A 16,476-nucleotide genomic window follows, 5' to 3' on the forward strand; every position below is an offset into this window, starting at 1 on the left:
AGATAAACAGGCAAGGCCACCCATCACTGTTCGTAAAATCCAAACAATCTTCCAAATCCCTCACCCCAGCCCTCTCCCAAAGGGCGAGGGTGAAAACAAGACCCATAGGATGTGAGGCTGATATGGACCGCTTTGATGCAATGCAGGCCTTTGCCCGCGTGGTGGAAACAGGCAGCTTTACCAAGGCGGCCGAAACACTCCATATGAGCAAGACCAGCGTGACGCAGCTGGTGCAGCAGCTGGAGGCGCGGCTGCGCGTGCGGCTGCTGAACCGCACCACACGCAAGGTCAACGTCACGGCCGATGGCGCTGCTTATTACGAACGGGTGATACGCGTGTTGGCCGATGTGGACGACGCCGAGACAAGCCTGTCTGACGCGTCAACCTCCCCGCGCGGCCGGCTGCGGGTGGATGTGCCCAGCCCGCTGGCGACCATGATTCTGGTGCCGGCCTTGCCGGCGTTTCACGCGCGCTACCCCGACATCCAGCTCGACATGGGGGTCAGCGACCGCATGGTAGACATCATTGGCGAAAACGTGGACTGCGTGGTGCGCGGCGGTGAACTCACCGACCTGTCGCTGATGGCTCGCCACGTGGGCGACCTGCAGCTCGGGGTTCACGCTGCACCAAGCTACCTGGCGCGTGCCGGCACACCCATGCACCCGCGAGAGCTGGAGGACACGCATCACCGCATCGTGGGCCTCCATTGGGCGCGCACCGGCAAGACGATGCCCTACGCCATGCACCTGGGCAGCGAAAGCATCACCGTTCAGGGGCGCTATGTGCTCTCGGTCGATGACGGCAATGCCTACCTCGCAGCCGGCCTGGCCGGCATGGGCGTTCTCGGGTTGCCGGACTACATGGCGAAGGCGCACCTGGCGCGCGGCGAGCTTGTGCAGCTGTTTGAAAACTGGCGCATGGACCCGATGCCGCTGTACGTGGCCTTCCCGCCGAACCGGCACGTCAGCGCGAAGCTGCGCGTGTTCATTGACTGGGTGCTTGAGCTGATGGCGCAACATGCGCCTGTCGTCGGCCCCTGAGGGCGGGTCCCGGGGGACTTTTACATTTGGGCTGAGGCGCGTCAGGCCCTGCGAAACGGGCTTGTCGACTTTCGTTTGGGCAGTGCCCCCTGGTAGTGGCCTGCGTCAAACGACTGTCGTTGGCTCAGCAGTTCGTCGCCGTCGAGGCGTTCTGCCAGGCTGTCCAGGTCGCTTTTTGATACCCCGATGGATTCAAAGTGAGTGCGCCAGGTGTTGACCACCTCGACGACCTGGGCAACTTGCGCGGCAGCCTGGGCCGGCTGGAGCCCAAACGCATCACACTGGGACATCGCGTTGGCCAGCGTGGACTCTTGTCCGTCGTCCCCGCAGATGAACTCTTGATAGCCCTGGCCGGAGTTGGTGGGGAGCAGGTCATACGCCGGCGCCAGCCTGAGCCGACCATTGGCGGTGGGGTTCACCACCAGAAGCGAGTGGTTCTTCTCATGGTCGTCGGTGTTGTCGACCAGGATGTTGAACACCATTCGGCGGAACAGCTCCTGGGCATCGGCCAGATGCGCGTCGCCCTGGCTGACACCGACCCTGCGCAGGATTCTGGCGAGCTGCGGGTAGCCCATTTCTGGCTCTGTTCCAGCCGGAGCGGCCGCCCGGATAGCGGTGCCCGCCGAGATGCTGTGAATCCGCCGGCCATCGACGCGGTCGAATCGCCGAACGGCCACGGCATTCGCCGCCACCAGGCGAATGACCTGGGTCTGTGCGACAGAGATGCCGGCCCGGGCGGCCAAGGTCATGGTGGCGTGTTCGATGAGCGGGGCGTCAACGTGCTCGTTGTTGAAGAACTTGACGACCCACTGCTCGCCGTCGATGTCGATAAGCGCCTTGGGCTTCGCGCCGCCTAAAGGGCTGCCACCTCCTTCAATGATTTTGGCCTCGAGAGGCGTCACGGCATCGCCGGCTTCAATCTTGGCCACAACCTCGCTGAGTTCCTGGGCTTGCGCCAACCGTGGCAGGGGGCCGCCTTGTCGGGGGAGGTAGACGGTGGGCGAGGTTGAGACCCCTAAGGCACCGAAACGGTCGTCACCCGCGTAGTAGAGCATCTCCATTAACGACGTGCGCTTGGGTTTGTCGATGAACCGGATGACTTTTTCACCCCAGCGGTCTGGGCGCGCGTCGTCCACGGCACCGACTGCGCGCGGCGCATTGGCGCTCAGCCGCCCGGGCGGAGAGAACTCGTTGTCCACAAGGGGCAGGTCCTCGCTGAGCGCGAACCCGTTGGCCAGCCAGTCCCCGGCGTAGTGGAGCGAGACACCCTTGCCGGCGGCAACCAGCTTCAACGCACCCACGTAGCGAGGTGCGGGGTCTCCCAGGTACCAAAGATACAAGTCATCCAGGCGCATGTCAGTCCTTGTTGAAGCTTGCTGCACGCATGTGGGCGTCTGCAGAGGCCTGCGCACGGGCTTGGCCCAGCGCCACCGCTTCCCGAACGTTCAGCTCGAGAGCGCCCTGGTCATGTTCCGGCGAGGCCAGGTTTCCCAGCTCGCCATCGCGGTTGATAAGCCACAAGGCACTTGCGACGATGCCGATGCTCACCGCCGGGTCGCCGGCTTCGAGACGCTGGAGCGTGGAGAGGGTGACGCCCAGGCGCTTTGCCCAAGTGCGCAAAGATTCCTTGCGGCGCAAGCGGGCCACCGCCAGATCGGCACCCAGTTTCTGGAGTGCGCCCAAGGTGGCCGGAGGCAGCTGCTGGATAGCTCTTGTCGCTTTTGACATACCGATATAGTAGCACAAATAATGGCATTATGTATCTATTTATCGGTACAATTCCGGGTGCCCATGCGATACTGACGACGGAATTCCTCACGGAAAAGCAGCAAGGGCCGGCTTCATCTTCGGGCTCAGGCCTTGCTGTACATCCCCGAGTCGCCGCGCACACCGAGTTTTTTGCGAAAAGCCTGAATGTCAAAGCCCTCACTGGCAAGCTGCTTTTGCATGACTGCCTGGGCGGCCGCAACGGCGTCTGCGCTGGCCCATTCGACCACGGTCACCACATCGAATTCACTGCTGTCGCCGGTTTGCGTCAGCACATGCTTCTGCAGGCAGCCCGGCAAGCTGCCCAGGGTTTGCTGTACCTGACGAATCCGCTCGACAAACGCGTCCATCGACTGCGAAGGCACGACGAATTTATCAACGCGGAAGACGGATGTGGAAGCGCTGGGCAAGGGTTCACTGGCCATGGGAACAACTCCTTTGAATGTGCAAGCCGGGTTAGCTTGCGGAAACAGGAGCGTAAAACCTCAAGTAAAGTTGAGGTCAAGCACTTTTTCAAGGACATCCCCATGGGCACGGAACTGGAACACGCCGGCATCTTCCCTACCCTCTCGGTGGGCGACATGGCGCGCCGCAGCGGCGTGGCGGTGTCCACCCTTCACTTTTACGAAACAAAAGGGCTGATCAGCAGCAGCCGCACCGGGGGCAACCAGCGCCGCTATGCGCGCGAGATGCTGCGGCGCGTGGCCTTTGTGCGGGTGGCGCAGCGCGTGGGCATCGCGCTGGCCGACATTGAGGCCGCCCTGGCCACCCTGCCCGCCAAGGCCGCGCCCAGCCGCGCAGACTGGGCGCGCCTTTCGGCCGCCTGGCGCGCCGATCTTGACGACCGCATGGCACAACTCAAAAAACTCCGCGACACGCTGGACGACTGCATCGGCTGCGGCTGCCTGTCGATTGACAAATGCCGGCTGCGCAACCCCTACGACAAACTTGGCGACCAGGGCGCGGGCCCGCAGCGCCTGTGGATCCGCCGCAAAGCTGCGGACTATTGATGATTTCGTCATTCATGACACTTCCCCGTTCGGGCTGAGCTTGTCGAAGCCTGTCCTGAGCTTGTCATGATTGATGGAAGTCTCAACGAGCCGCGCCGCGCCGCGAACGTAACGGTAGCGGTCGGCTGCAGCAGCCAGCTCAATCCTGCTGTGAATCCGCAGCCGACAGAACAGACGGCGTGGGTCTGGGCTCTGGTACGGAGGCTGGCTTGCTGCTTGGCGCGGTAGCGGCGCCTGATTCCCGACACGCTGCTCCGTCGGAATGCGGGGGGGGGGCTGCCGGCCTACGCGCTCAACATCAAATCGAGGTTTTGGACGGCCGCGCCGGAGGCGCCTTTGCCCAGGTTGTCAAAGACGGCGGATAGCAGTACCTGGCTGTGGTCTGGGTTGGCGAACACTCCCAACTGTAGATCGTTGGTTCCGTTCAGCGCTTGCGGATCAAGGTAGGTCATCGCCTTTGTCTGCGCAAGTGACATGACCTTGACGTGGCGCACGTTCGAGTAGTGATGCGCAAGGCATGCCTGCAGCCGAACACCATCGACACCGCTTGCCAGCAAGCGCAACTCGACCGGCACAGTAAGAACAATTCCCTGCCTGTAGGCGCCATAGGCCGGCACAAAGAACGGACGGTGCGCAAGTCCGGCGTATCCCTGGATTTCAGGCGTGTGCTTGTGCTCCAGCGCCAGGCCATAGACCCGGGACAGCGCCACGATCGGCATGTCGCTCGATTCGTGCGCTTCGATCGCTGCCTTTCCCCCTCCTGAATAGCCAGAGGTCGCATAGACGTTCACCGGGTAATCGCGCGGCAGCAAACCCGCTTCCACCAATGGCCGCAACAGGGCAATAGCACCTGTTGGATAGCAGCCCGGATTGGTGACGCGCCGGGCTTGTGCAATCCGCTGTGCATGCTCTTGGGTCATCTCAGGAAAGCCATAGACCCATTCCGGGTGCGTGCGGTGCGCTGAACTCGCGTCGATCACGCGCACATCCGGATTCCGGATAAAGCCGACCGCTTCGCGTGCGGCCGCATCCGGAAGACACAGAATAGCGATGTCGCACGCATTGATCGCCTCCTCGCGACGCCGTGGATCCTTGCGTTCGGCTGCGGTTAAGGTCAGAAGCTGCAGGTCCGTGCGATCGTGCAGACGGTCATGGATTTGTAGCCCGGTGGTGCCCTGATCACCGTCGATGAATATGGTCGGAAGACTCATGACGTCACGTTCTCCTGATTAGATCTCTGGATGGATATGCCGCATTTTTCCTCGGCCAGTAAAATATGAAAAGTTGAATTTGTTAACCTTCTGGTTCATATTTTCTGAAGGAAGGATTTCAGATGCGCGAAATCAGCCTCGACCGCTTGCGCACGCTGGTAGCAATTGCGGACCACGGATCCTTCGCGGCCGCAGCGCAGCTGCTGCATCTCGCGCCGCCGACTGTCAGCTTGCACATCGCCGAACTGGAGAGACGTGTGGGCGCTCCCCTCTTGTCCCGACGCCGCGGAAACGTGCGACCGTCAGCAGTGGGCGAATTGCTGGTGGAACGTGCACGCCGACTGCTGGTCGAGATCGAGTCGACGCTGGACGACGTCAGTCGGCAGGTATTGGGGCTGGCCGGACGCGTGCGGCTTGGCGCCTCGACCGGCGCGATCTCGCACCTGTTGCCGCAGGCCATCGCGCGGCTTCGCGCGGATCATCCGGACATTGACGTGCAGGTCGCAGTGCTTACCTCGCAGGACGCGCTGGCGCGCCTCGCGCAAGGCAAACTGGACGTCGGGCTGGTCGCCTTACCACAGCCGCCGGTAGCGGGACTGGCGATCCGGCCCTGGCGTCGCGACCCCGTCATGGCCTTTTTGCCAGCCGACTGGCGCTCTCCCGCCAAGATCGCGCCAAACTGGCTCGCGGCGCAGCCGCTGATCCTCAACGACACCACCACCCGCCTGTCGCGCCTCGTCACGGAATGGTTCGCGCCAGGCGGGCACCGACCCGTACCGCGGATCGAGCTCAACTACAACGATGCCATCAAGAGCCTGGTCGCAGCAGGCTACGGTGCGACGCTCTTGCCGCACGAAGCGGGAGCGTTGCAGCCGGACGCGCGCATCGTGATGCGTCCTCTCCGCCCGGCCCTTTGGCGGGAGTTGGGCATTGCCCATCGATCGGGCCATGTCGAACGCGCGACGCAGCGTGTACTCGACGCGCTATGGGAGCTCAAGGCGCGTTGAACGCAAATCTTGTGTCCCGCGCGCGAAGCATCAGCGTGCCGCTCCGGCACAGTTATGTTTCGCGGGACAGGAATGTCCTCACCGCCTCACCGCCGGCCGCAACTAGGCAAGCGCACGTAGAGGTTCCTGCTTGCGACCAGGGCGCGGGCCCGCAGCGCCTGTGGACCAGTCGCAAGGTTTCGGACCAAACGTATCGGTAGCGGTCCTCTGCAGCAGCCAGCTCAGTCCTGCGGTGAATCCGCAGCCGACAGAACAGATGGCGCAGGCCTCTGTTCTGGTAGGGAAGCTGGCTTGCTGCCCGGTGCGGTGGCGGCGCCCTTCAGTTCGACGCGAACACGGCCGGCCGCCGTCTTCAACGGCTGCTGCGCCGGCGCCAGGCCGGTATAAAGCTGCATGACGGTCTTCACATACTTCTGGGTTTCGGGGTAGTTGGGAATTCTGTTCCCGGCGCGTTGGACCGCGCCTTCTCCCGCGTTGTAGGCAGCCAGCGCCAGTTCCAGCCGGCCCGGAAACATCTTGATCAGGTCAACCAGATACCTGGCACCGGTCTTGATGTTGAGCTTTGGGTTGGTGAGCTTTTTGGCGACTGTGCTGTTCTTGCCAGCGGTCACACCGTAGCGCTCTGCAGTCGGCGGCATCACCTGCATCAAGCCGACTGCACCTTTCGGTGAAACGGCATAGGCGTTGAAGCCCGATTCGGTGCTGATCACGGCCTGCAGCAGCGAGTAGTCAATGCCGTGGGTTTTCGATGCCTCGCGCAGCAAGGGGCTGACCGCTTTGTAATGGCTGGACTGCTCGAAAAATTCCAGCAAGCGAGGGGACACATTAAGTGCACTGCTGGCGCTTGCCACCACCGGAACAATTTCGGGGGATCCCACCTCGGCTGTCTGCGCGGCTTCCCTCTGCACCGGCCTTGGGCGTGCGCCGAACAGGGGCCGAAACGGCTCTACGGTGTCGCTGTCCTTGAGAAGGAGTTCATAACGCTCGTCAAGGCGGCTGCTGGCGAAGTGCGGCATTCGGTCGGCGTCAACGTAGCCCCAGATGTCCGCCCTGGCGGGCGCCACATGCAAACACAACAGGGCCGGCACGCCCAGAGAGAACAAGCAGCGATGAAGGGAAGTCACCGCGCTCATGCCAGACCTTGGCTCAGGGCCTCAGTCCGCAAGAGAGGCCTGCCATCGCTCAAAGGCTTCATAAGCCTCACCTTCGGCGAGGTAGCGCCTGCGCAGCGCCTCCGGAATGGCATCGAACCGCTCCTGAGCCACGTCAAGAGGCGAGTCATTCATACGCTCTGGCCATAACTCGTAACCCCGGTCCATCAGGTCACCAAGGTCAGCCTCACCTTTGACCAGCGCGTAGTAGGCGTGGGCAAAATCACTGGCCCATTTGCCATACTCTGCGCCCTCAAGCACCCTGTCGTCATTTGCGCGGATAAAGCCCGACCCCGTTTCGGCATAAGCCATAAAACAATCCTTCTTCTGCTGATTGTTGAAACTTTACGCAAGCGGGACAACCCTAGCCTGTAGGACAAGGCCGATGGCCTTTGTGGAACGAGCTTTTATATGGCAGTTTCCAGGGGAGAATCCCTCCGAACCAGGCAGATCGTGTGCGTCTTTTCTATGAACCGTGTATGAACTTGTAAAAACAAGTCCTGCTCTATGCGCTCTCCAGAGCGTACGCGAGCACAAGATAACTCTCCGCGTCAGGAACGCCCAGCACAAGCCTGACGCCATCATCGGCGGCCGACCATGCAGGCAAGGCGCCACCCGACGCCGCGTCAAGCGGCAACCGATAGAGGCCCAGCGGACGAACGCGATGGCGCGCAAAGTAGGGAAAGAGGCGATCATCAATCACGACGGTCACTTCATTCGCCGCTCCTTCCCGGAGCCGGCGCGAGGCGACTGGAAAGTCATGCCGCACACTGACGAGCAATTGCAGTGGTGCCGGACTTGTACCCGCAAGGGTGGCGATCACCTCACGCCTTCTGCCGCTCTCTCCGGCATCATCCTCCCGCGCCGTATAGTGCAAATGCAGCACCACGTCACCAATGGTGTCGTAGTCGAAGGGCCGAAATACAGCCGGCAGGGAAAACCTCCAGCGAGTATCCACGTCAAGATCGATTGACTCGAAAGGTAAATACCGCTCGTCCCGAAAATCCAGCTGGAATATGCCGGCGTCGTTCTGGCCGGAACTGGTGGCTATGCTGCGCGGAGATTCGCCGGTTGGTATGCACTGCAACACACCATTGACGCCACCATAAGGGCCCACCACACCAGGCACAGAGAGACTGACGGATTTGATACGCCGTTGATGATGGCCGGGGAAGTCAAGCTTGAACACCCATGCAGGCAAGGCAAACATGCATTCACCGGTGACACGCAGCGCCCACAGCGCTTGCGGATCAAGACGCCGCAGCGAGACGTGGGAAGCGATTTCAAGTGCACGGATGTTTCGGTGCATGTAGGCGAGCTCCAGCCGCCGCAAGTCCTGGGCAAGGCGTTCTCCCGCCAACAGCCCCTTTTTTCCCCCATCCCAATGGTCGAACCGGATCAGGGATGTTCCGGTTCCCAGTTCGCGATGAGCCGCAGCCTCCGCTTGCTTGGCCAGATCAAAAGCCATGCGGTATGACTGATAGTGAAGTGCGGCAAGTTGTGCAGACATCCAGCTATAAAGCTGGTCGCTGGAGAATTTGCCGCGCAACGCTGATTGGATTTCCTCGGCCTGAACGATTTGCTGTTCGTGGTTTTCTTGGTCTCGCTCGGCAATAGCCACGCGAATCTCACTGGCGATGATCTGCTGTTCGATCTGCGCGAGCTCGCGGGTTGCTGATTCAATCTGGTGACGCCACTCCTCGTCTCGGCGCTGGTAGTTTGCGTTGTAGCCCGCCATCGACGCTTCGAAGGCGAACTGCTGCCCAATCAAGCTGAAGGAGGCGGCCGCAGCCTGGGTGGCATGGCCAAGGTTGGGGCCTCCCCATTCGATGCCATTGTTCGGGAATCCGATGACACCCGTCGGCAACGCGTGGAAGATGGATGCTGCAATCTGGTGGGCTGAACTGGCGAGTTCAAAGCCGTGCGCCAGGTGCAAATTTGAAATTTGCGCATCTTCGGCGGTGGATTTTCCCTGATCCAGGTTGGATTGATAAAAATCCAGACGGGCCTGCAAAACCTCTTTCGATTTTTTGACCGCTTCAAGGCCCGCTGTTGCCTCCTCGGCCTGCTGCGCTTTGAGCAGGGACATGAATTTCAAGGTCGAAACTTCATGCTGCGCGCGCAGTTGCGCGAGTTGCTCACTGTCACGCTTTTCGAGTGCCGACAGCAAGGCCGCACCGAACGAACGAACCTCGTTACAGAACTCAAGCGCCTTCTGCAGCATGGGCTGGAAACGGTAATGCGAAGGACGCGTATCCAGGGCCATGCTCAATGCCGCGCCAATATCCAGGCCCGCAGCACGTGCGCGTACCAGCAAGGCTGGGTCTATGGGTGGAGAAAAAAGGGCAAGCTGCCGCGTGCGGCCATCAATATCCATGCAATGCCGGATTTTGAACAACCGATCCGCGATCGTGGTTCGCAATTCATGCAGCCGAAGATTTCCGGGGATACAGAAATAGAGCATCGATATGCCCGGAGCAACACGGTCCGCCGGGCTAGCGGCCCCGGCCGGCATGGGTAAACTGGTGTCGATATCCATCAGCACATTCGAAAAATCATCCACCGCATCCCCGCGCGCGAGTTCGTCATAACTTCGTGCTTCGCGCCGTACGGGCGGCAGAACGACAGGGGCCGTGCCCAGTATTTCGTTGCCAAGCACATACAACTGAGTCGCCTCGTTGATGGATTCCATGGTGTCGCGGCGGAACAGGCTGTCGGCCCAGGCCGTGAGATTCTCGGTATATTTTTGCACCACTGTCTTCATGTAGCTCACCAGACGCAGGCGCGCGACCAGGTGCGGATTGAACGGATCGTTCCGCCAGGCCGCCACCTGCGCTTCCAGGTCGTCCGCGCCGTCTGACAAGCGCCGCATCATGGCTTCGAGCGATTCAATCGTTCCCCGGCTTGCCCAGTACTCGGCCTCCCGGAAAAGCGGCTTGACACGCCAGAACTTCTGGGGGGCCGGGTGCGGCGAGACATCTGTCGGATCGAAGATGGCATGAAACCATTGCTGTGCGTCTTCGAAGCGCCGGTTTTTGCTTAGCCGGTCTGCCAGCAGCAACGGAATATGGAAAAACACCTCCCAGTTGTACAGGCCGTAGGCACCCGTTGCCGAGAAGTCGAATTCGTCACAAGGATATGGCGCAGCTACCAGCCAAGGGCTGGGCCGCAGCGTGTCGCGTACCCAGTCGCGCGAAGCCACCGTAAGCTGGCGCGGATGCTGCCCGGGACGCGCAGGTGTCACCTCCCATCGAGGAGGTATCGACGGTATGGGAACCAGCTTTTCGGCGGGCCTGTACAGGCCAGCCAACCCTTCCGCACGAACGGCTTCAAGCAGATCGCATACAAAGGCATGGTGCCCGGCCTCCAGCAGATATTGGGGCAGGAAGCGAAGCGACCCCATTGTTCTGAAAGCGTAAAGAGGCCGGTCGCCATGGGTAAGCACGTAAGGGTGACCTATGCTCAGGCGCGAGAACTGGTGCGCAGGTAGTACCGTGAAGCCTTCGACTGGCGCCTCGAGCAATGCGAGAGATCGCACGCCGAACGCAGCCGCATCAGCATTCACCACCGCCGCCGCGAAAAAAGCGCCAAAAATCGCGCCGCCCAAACCTCCCGTCTCGGCGAGCTCCCGCGCAAGTTCCGCCATCTCTTCATCCAGCCATCCGGTTGGTTCGGATTCATCCGCAAGCCTGAGGAAGGTAGCGGACGGCCCATCCATGCCTTCGTGCAATAGCTGACCCTGCGGAAGCACCGCCCGAGGAAGCCGGAGCACTTTCGCCCGGTCATACCGCTGCAATGTCATTTGCCCTGTGCAGGAATCCATCAGGAATGAAGACAAGGCAATGGCATACCCCAAGGGCCAGTCGGTACGCGGGCGAGAAATGCGCAGAAGATGGTAAATGTGCAGCGCCATGCCGGTGGCAGAAACCTCCGGACGCAGCATCATGCTGGAACGGTCATGGAGCCCCATGCGTACGGACTCCCTTGTTTTGGCGGGTGCTGTCCATTGGTCGAACTCACGCATCGACCAATTGAGCTGCATATCCCAGGCGCGTTTGGGAGGGTCATTGCGGTCCAGCTGGACTTCGCTGAATTGCGGCCAGAAAAGCATGGGCCGCCGGTTCTGCACCACCAGTACCAAGTGGTCCGAGTCGATGCTCAGTTCAATCTTCTGCCAAGGCGTCCAGCACAGGCCATCGGATCTCTGCCGGTAGAAATACCGGTGCGGCATGGACTGTGTCCGCCCCACCATGTGAATGACCTTGCGGGTAAGCTCTTTTCCAGCGCCACTCCTTTCAGCATAGCTCTCTTCATACAGCGCTCGGATGTCCAGGCGCGCCACCTCATGCAGCTTTCCCAGGTACCCGCGCATGGCCCGCTCCGCAGTGTCCGGGGTAATTTCGTCCTGAAGAAGCTCGTTTTCCAGGTCTTCGAAGAACGGGCTTTTGTTGTCGCGAAGGTCAGCCTCTATCCAGTTTTCCGGGTACAGGAAAACTTTTCGGCCGGCTTCCCACACGCGGTAGTTCTTCATCCATTGCCACTGCCGCCATTGGGTGATGTCGGAGACATCACCGAGCAGTACGTCGCCTGGCTTCTCCAGGTTCATCAGGCAACGCTGCACGAAAAGCTGGATCGCCGCATGCGCCTGCACAATGCGCGAACTCAGCTGGCACGGGCCCATCTGCACATCAATCAGCAGATGCGCGTATACGTCGTCGGCCGTTTTCCAGCGCGGTGCGTGTATGTTGCTGTGCAGGATATGCGCGAGCAAGGCGTCTCGCTGTTGGATACGCAGGCTATCCATGGCCGGGGCCAGTGCCTCATACCAGTCACCACTGTTTGCAAAGCGGCTGCGGGCCAGCGCCTGGAGTTCCGTGGTTGCGGACTCTGGCCGTGCGGCCTGCAACAGCGTATGGAGGGCGTTGTCGGGAGCAATGGTCAACCGGTGTCGCTGCAGCCAGTGCGTGGCCGCGTGCAAGTGCGCATAAATGTCAGGGGCCTGCCAGGCGGCACCGTCAGCGAAGGGAAAACTCAGCGTTTGGGCCAGGTCAAGCAAGGCCTGGGAACCGTCGGTGCCAGCTCCTATCGACCGGCCCCAGCCGGTGATGTTTTCCAGGTCCATTCGCGCTGCATTGGCGCTGGATGCGTCGGCGATAACCTGCAACAGGCTGCGATCGGACTTTGGCATCAGTTTCTGGAGGACGCTGACCCGCACCAAACCCATTAGGGCAGACAAGTTGCAGGGGGCATCGCTGGCCATCACGGGCAAGGCGTTGAAGTCCAGCCACAGTGTGTTGTCGCGCGGGAGCCGGGCTATTGCCTTGATGTCGGCCATGGTGAGCTTCAGCATGCCAAGCAGGCGAGAGGTCTTCAACACACGCCGCAGGGACCGGTTGGCCTGTTCAAGCAATGCCCCGCGGCCCGGATTGCCGGGCAAAACGGCAGCCAGTGCGATGAAATCATGCACCACCCCGCCCGGGGTACCAGGCGGGCTTGCGGCCAACAGCGCTTGCACCGGTGGCACAGAAGCTGGAGCATCGGCAACCATGTCCGCCATGAATGCTGTACCAGCGATGCCGCCCAGGCCTGCGATAGCGGCAGCAACGCGGCGCTCCATGATCGCGTCAGGACCCGCATCAGTCGAAAGATCTGCCACCGAAGTTTGAATCGCCTCTACCAGACTTTCCAGCTGGACTGGCAACTCATCCTCGCGAGGGGCAAAGACCGCCGGGACGAGGTCCTCATGGCGCAACAGGTAACACAGCTCGGCGGGATCAAGCGCTGCTGTGCGTAGCTGCCCAAGTCGCTCCAGTGCGGTCTCCAGTCTTTCGAGGCGCTGTGCGGGCGCTTGGGGTTCGAGTGGATCAACGAGGCCCAGCGCATGCCAGCACACGTGGTCCGCGGCCGACAGCTGCAGCAAGGCCAGGAAATCAGAACGCGTATGAGACTCCGCGACCTCGCCTGACGATGCCGAATCGAGGGCCAGCAAGAGCCTGGACAATCGCTCCTGGGAAACACCTTGCAGCGCCGATAGCGACATCAGGCGTGAAAGCGCCACCAGATCGAGGGCTTGCGCGTCTCTTCCGACACGCAAGGCCTGAAGTGCAATCTGTAACCGGGCCAAGGGCCATTTCAGCGCCCGGCGCAAGCGCAGGACACGATGCATGAGATCGAACACTTCAATTTTCGCCTCCGCGTCCAACTCGCTTGGCGTTGCTCCTGCACCGCCAATGCGCTGCCTGAGCCGCGTGTGCTCAATGTTGCAGGGGTCTGATTCAGGCGTCGGACGGCGATCAATATACAGCGCCCAACCCGCGAACAAAGGCGACTCGACAAGCGCAAACAGCTCGTCCACAGCCAGTCCGCTGCGAGCCAGCAGCCCCCGTTCTCCGCCGAACTGCAGCAACGGATCCAGTGCGCTGGCACCGGACAACCCCCAGGCCTGCGTCACCGCAGTCCCATCCCGGACTGCGGTGTTGTGCAACAGTGTCCAATTCGCGGGACTCAAACCCAGCCTTGCCCGGTACAGGTCATCACCTGGGTCCATGGCCAGTGCCAGCACTTCGGCCGCAGGCGACCCGATCAGGTCGAAGTAAATTCCTTTCTGTAAAAAAGTACGTTCGAAAGGCAGTTGCAGCGGGTAACGGGCACTCTGTAGCGGACCGTCCGGTGCGTACACAGACGCAATGGCGTTGCGCTCATCGGGTAAGGCACGCAGCCGGGTGGCTACCTCTGCTGCTTCGCTGCCTTCGGGTTCATCGAAGGTCTGCGGCGTCGAGATGGCATCAGCTGCGACGCCAGCAATCTGGCGCTCCAGCAACTCGTTCACCAGGTCAATGTAAGGCAAGGGGATTTCAGCATTTGCGCAGTTCAGCTTCAGATGGCAAAGGTCGGGCCGCCGCGCCTTCAACACGTCGAGCAATGAAGGGCCCACAGCCATCCCGCTGGCCGGTCTTGCCTTCATGTCCTTTAAAAACTCCAGCAGATCCATCAGGTAGGCTGCCGGCCCATACGCCGATTCGCAGGGCGGGCAAAAACAACCGCTACCGGCCCCAAACATCTCGATCCAGGTGGCCAAACCACCACCTGGCACCACTGCAGGCTTTGGCTGCACAGGAAGCGGCGTTTCGAAATAGTCGCGCAGCCGCACGGCATGCAAGGTAATGTCTTGCGCCCGCTCCCTGGCAGAGTGGAAAATTTCCTCTGCCACCGTCGACCCCGTGATCTTTTCCATGCGCGTCCTGAACACCGACTCCCCGGCCATGACAACCTTGATGGCGGAATCGAACCCCTGATCCTGCAGCGCCTTCATATGGGCTGCGCGGTTCGTGCCGGGCACCAGCCGGGCCACACGTACCTCGGCAGAAAGCTGCTTTGTCAGGGTTTCGCGATCCGTCGTGAGCTGACCCAGGCCAACCGTCTGCATGAACTCACCTACCGGCGTGCGGAGCAGGTCGAACGCCGGATTGAGCGTCAGCAAAACACCCACCTCACGCCTGAGATCCTCCGGATCGTCCGCCAGGCGATGCGCCACAACGGCGGTTGGAAATGCCAACTCCACGGTGTCGGCCAAAGATGCGGCATACAGCTCCGGCGAGTCGAAACCTTCAGGCAAGCTCTTGGTCCCTTTGCTGGCAACGGTTTGTGCCACGTTGAGCCATTGCGCCCGGCTGAGCCTGGCGAGATCGGCGCCCGAACCAAAGCCGCGCGCGAGCGAACTTTGCAGCGCTGCAAGCGTAGGAATGTGCTTTTGCACAAAATGGTGTGCCTCGATCGCGAACCGTGCGCTACGCACCGCATCCGGCGGTACACCGGCTTGCGTGAGCATCTGCCAAAGTTGCAGCGGGTCATCTTCCGGTGAAAAATCCAGCGCGACATCCACAATCCGGCGCTGCGCATCGACACTGATGCCGCTCGCGGCGAGCAGCACTCCGATGGGTGTCTGTCCGCCAGCACCTTCGGTGGGCGGCACAAATGCCAGATCAATCGCCAGCTCGGTCAGCTTCGCCACAAATGCCTCAATGCTTTTTCCAAGCGCCGATGGCACCTGCCGATCCACGATGGCCTGCTTCAGCGAATTGCGCCATTGCCTGGGCCCGGCGCGGAGAAGCGCTGTCCATTCGTCAGGAAGGCCCTGGCGCAACAAACCGTAGAACGCAGCCGCAGGCAGTTTGTGCCGGGCTTGCTGCTTGCGCCAGATCGCATCTTGCCGCAGGAAACGCAGGTGCAAGGCATCTATGCCTGTCTCGCCTCCCAGAAACTGCAGGTCGTCCTCAGTCAACCGGTAGGGCTCGAGCTTTTCCATCAGCGGTCTGATCTCATGGTGATAGCTCACCCATTCCGAATCCGTGTGGAAAACGCCTGCGTTAATGCGCAGATCGACCACAGCGCGCGGCGGCGCATTGAACACCGTTTCCGACACGGCCAGCTCCGTCTTCCCGTCCGCGGTAAACACACGCAGGTACAAGTCCGCCGCAGCTTTTTCCAAACGACGAAACTGCGCGTGCGTGTAACGGATCTGGTAATGCCCCTGGATATCGGTCAGGGCCTCTCCCAGGCGCTGCTCACTGCGCAAGTCGCGGTCAAAAGCGCTCACGCGAAGACCTTTCAGTACCAGTCCTGCGCCATCACGTACGGTGCCACTGACGAGGCGCAGGTCAGCATCGAGGCTCAGGTTCAGTTCAGTGCGTACGCTCGCGTTGGGAACCATGGCCGACTGGGCGAGCAGCAGGTCCTGGTCGTCGAAAGCGCGCACGACCAGATCCGGGCCGCCGCGCTCGGCAGCGGTCTTGCGATACAACGATGCAGGAAAGGCGATGCGGTACGTCCCTGAGCCGTCTGTGATGCCCTGGCCCAGTACTGACTCGCGCTGGTAGTCACGGTCGAAAGCGCGAATGACAAGGCCGGGCAGACGCCGGCCGAGGGAATCCATCACTACACCGAAAACCTCATGGTCATTCGCATTGAATTGAATACCCAGGGTTTGCAACAGTTCGTTCATCCGTGCCGCTGTTTTTTCTTCGACCACACCAGCGAGGCTGTCGCCCAACTTCTGTTGAATCTGAAAATGGAGAACGAGCTGCTGCGTGGCCTCCCCGTAGCTGGAGACGGTGCGTTCCTTGCGTAGCCGGTAGACCATCTCCTTCAAGTCGTCGGCGCTCGGGTGCTGAGGCAAATCGAAGCCTTGTAGCACCCCACGTTCGACATAGAGCAACAGTGCGTCTATCAAGTCACCGACGTATGAGCCGCTATCGCCTGGTTTCAGAGGAAATACGATGAAGTGCATTTGA

The 16,476-nt window shown here is 61.1% G+C and carries 10 protein-coding genes; 3 read left to right on the forward strand and 7 right to left on the reverse strand.

What is annotated here, in order from left to right:
- Nucleotides 1–122 precede the first annotated feature (122 nt).
- Nucleotides 123–1,040 (forward strand): LysR substrate-binding domain-containing protein, encoded by a 918-nt coding sequence (locus ABI660_RS15660; RefSeq protein WP_348069693.1) that lies wholly within the window; start codon nucleotides 123–125, stop codon nucleotides 1,038–1,040.
- 41 nt (nucleotides 1,041–1,081) lie between these two features.
- On the opposite strand, the gene ABI660_RS15665 is transcribed toward ABI660_RS15660, so the two are convergent.
- The 3 genes from ABI660_RS15665 to ABI660_RS15675 all read right to left on the reverse strand — a co-directional run bounded on the left by ABI660_RS15665 (nucleotide 1,082) and on the right by ABI660_RS15675 (nucleotide 3,232).
- A complete protein-coding gene (locus tag ABI660_RS15665; protein ID WP_348069695.1) occupies nucleotides 1,082–2,380 on the reverse strand; it encodes a HipA domain-containing protein in 1,299 nt (432 codons plus the stop codon).
- 16 nt (nucleotides 2,381–2,396) lie between these two features.
- A complete protein-coding gene (locus tag ABI660_RS15670; RefSeq protein ID WP_348069697.1) occupies nucleotides 2,397–2,768 on the reverse strand; it encodes an XRE family transcriptional regulator in 372 nt (123 codons plus the stop codon).
- Nucleotides 2,769–2,893: 125 nt separating this feature from the next.
- Nucleotides 2,894–3,232: an antibiotic biosynthesis monooxygenase gene (locus tag ABI660_RS15675; RefSeq protein ID WP_348069699.1), complete on the reverse strand. Its 339-nt coding sequence runs from the start codon at nucleotides 3,230–3,232 to the stop codon at nucleotides 2,894–2,896.
- Between the two features lie 102 nt (nucleotides 3,233–3,334).
- Here ABI660_RS15675 and soxR point away from each other — a divergent pair, with 102 nt between their 5' ends.
- Complete coding sequence (gene soxR, locus ABI660_RS15680; RefSeq protein WP_348069701.1) at nucleotides 3,335–3,817, forward strand: redox-sensitive transcriptional activator SoxR; 483 nt, start codon at nucleotides 3,335–3,337, stop codon at nucleotides 3,815–3,817.
- A 284-nt stretch (nucleotides 3,818–4,101) separates the two neighbouring features.
- Here the strand turns inward: soxR and argC are convergent, their stop codons facing one another.
- On the reverse strand, nucleotides 4,102–5,028 hold the full coding sequence (argC, locus tag ABI660_RS15685) for an N-acetyl-gamma-glutamyl-phosphate reductase (protein ID WP_348069703.1): 927 nt from the start codon (nucleotides 5,026–5,028) through the stop codon (nucleotides 4,102–4,104).
- 122 nt (nucleotides 5,029–5,150) lie between these two features.
- Between argC and ABI660_RS15690 the strand changes: the two genes are divergently transcribed.
- Entirely contained in the window at nucleotides 5,151–6,035 is an 885-nt protein-coding gene (locus ABI660_RS15690) for a LysR substrate-binding domain-containing protein (RefSeq protein WP_348069705.1), read from the forward strand.
- Between the two features lie 221 nt (nucleotides 6,036–6,256).
- Here the strand turns inward: ABI660_RS15690 and ABI660_RS15695 are convergent, their stop codons facing one another.
- The 3 genes from ABI660_RS15695 to ABI660_RS15705 form a co-directional block, all read right to left on the reverse strand.
- Nucleotides 6,257–7,168, reverse strand: coding sequence for a lytic transglycosylase domain-containing protein (locus ABI660_RS15695; RefSeq protein ID WP_348069707.1), 912 nt, complete (start codon nucleotides 7,166–7,168; stop codon nucleotides 6,257–6,259).
- Nucleotides 7,169–7,189: 21 nt separating this feature from the next.
- Nucleotides 7,190–7,498 carry a hypothetical protein gene (locus ABI660_RS15700; RefSeq protein WP_348069709.1) on the reverse strand — a complete coding sequence of 103 codons (309 nt, stop codon included), beginning with the start codon at nucleotides 7,496–7,498 and terminating at the stop codon, nucleotides 7,190–7,192.
- A 193-nt stretch (nucleotides 7,499–7,691) separates the two neighbouring features.
- Entirely contained in the window at nucleotides 7,692–16,472 is an 8,781-nt protein-coding gene (locus ABI660_RS15705) for a neuraminidase-like domain-containing protein (protein ID WP_348069711.1), read from the reverse strand.
- Nucleotides 16,473–16,476: the final 4 nt, after the last annotated feature.

It is taken from the genome of Polaromonas sp. (assembly GCF_039930745.1).
In the GTDB taxonomy this organism is placed as follows: domain Bacteria; phylum Pseudomonadota; class Gammaproteobacteria; order Burkholderiales; family Burkholderiaceae_C; genus Polaromonas.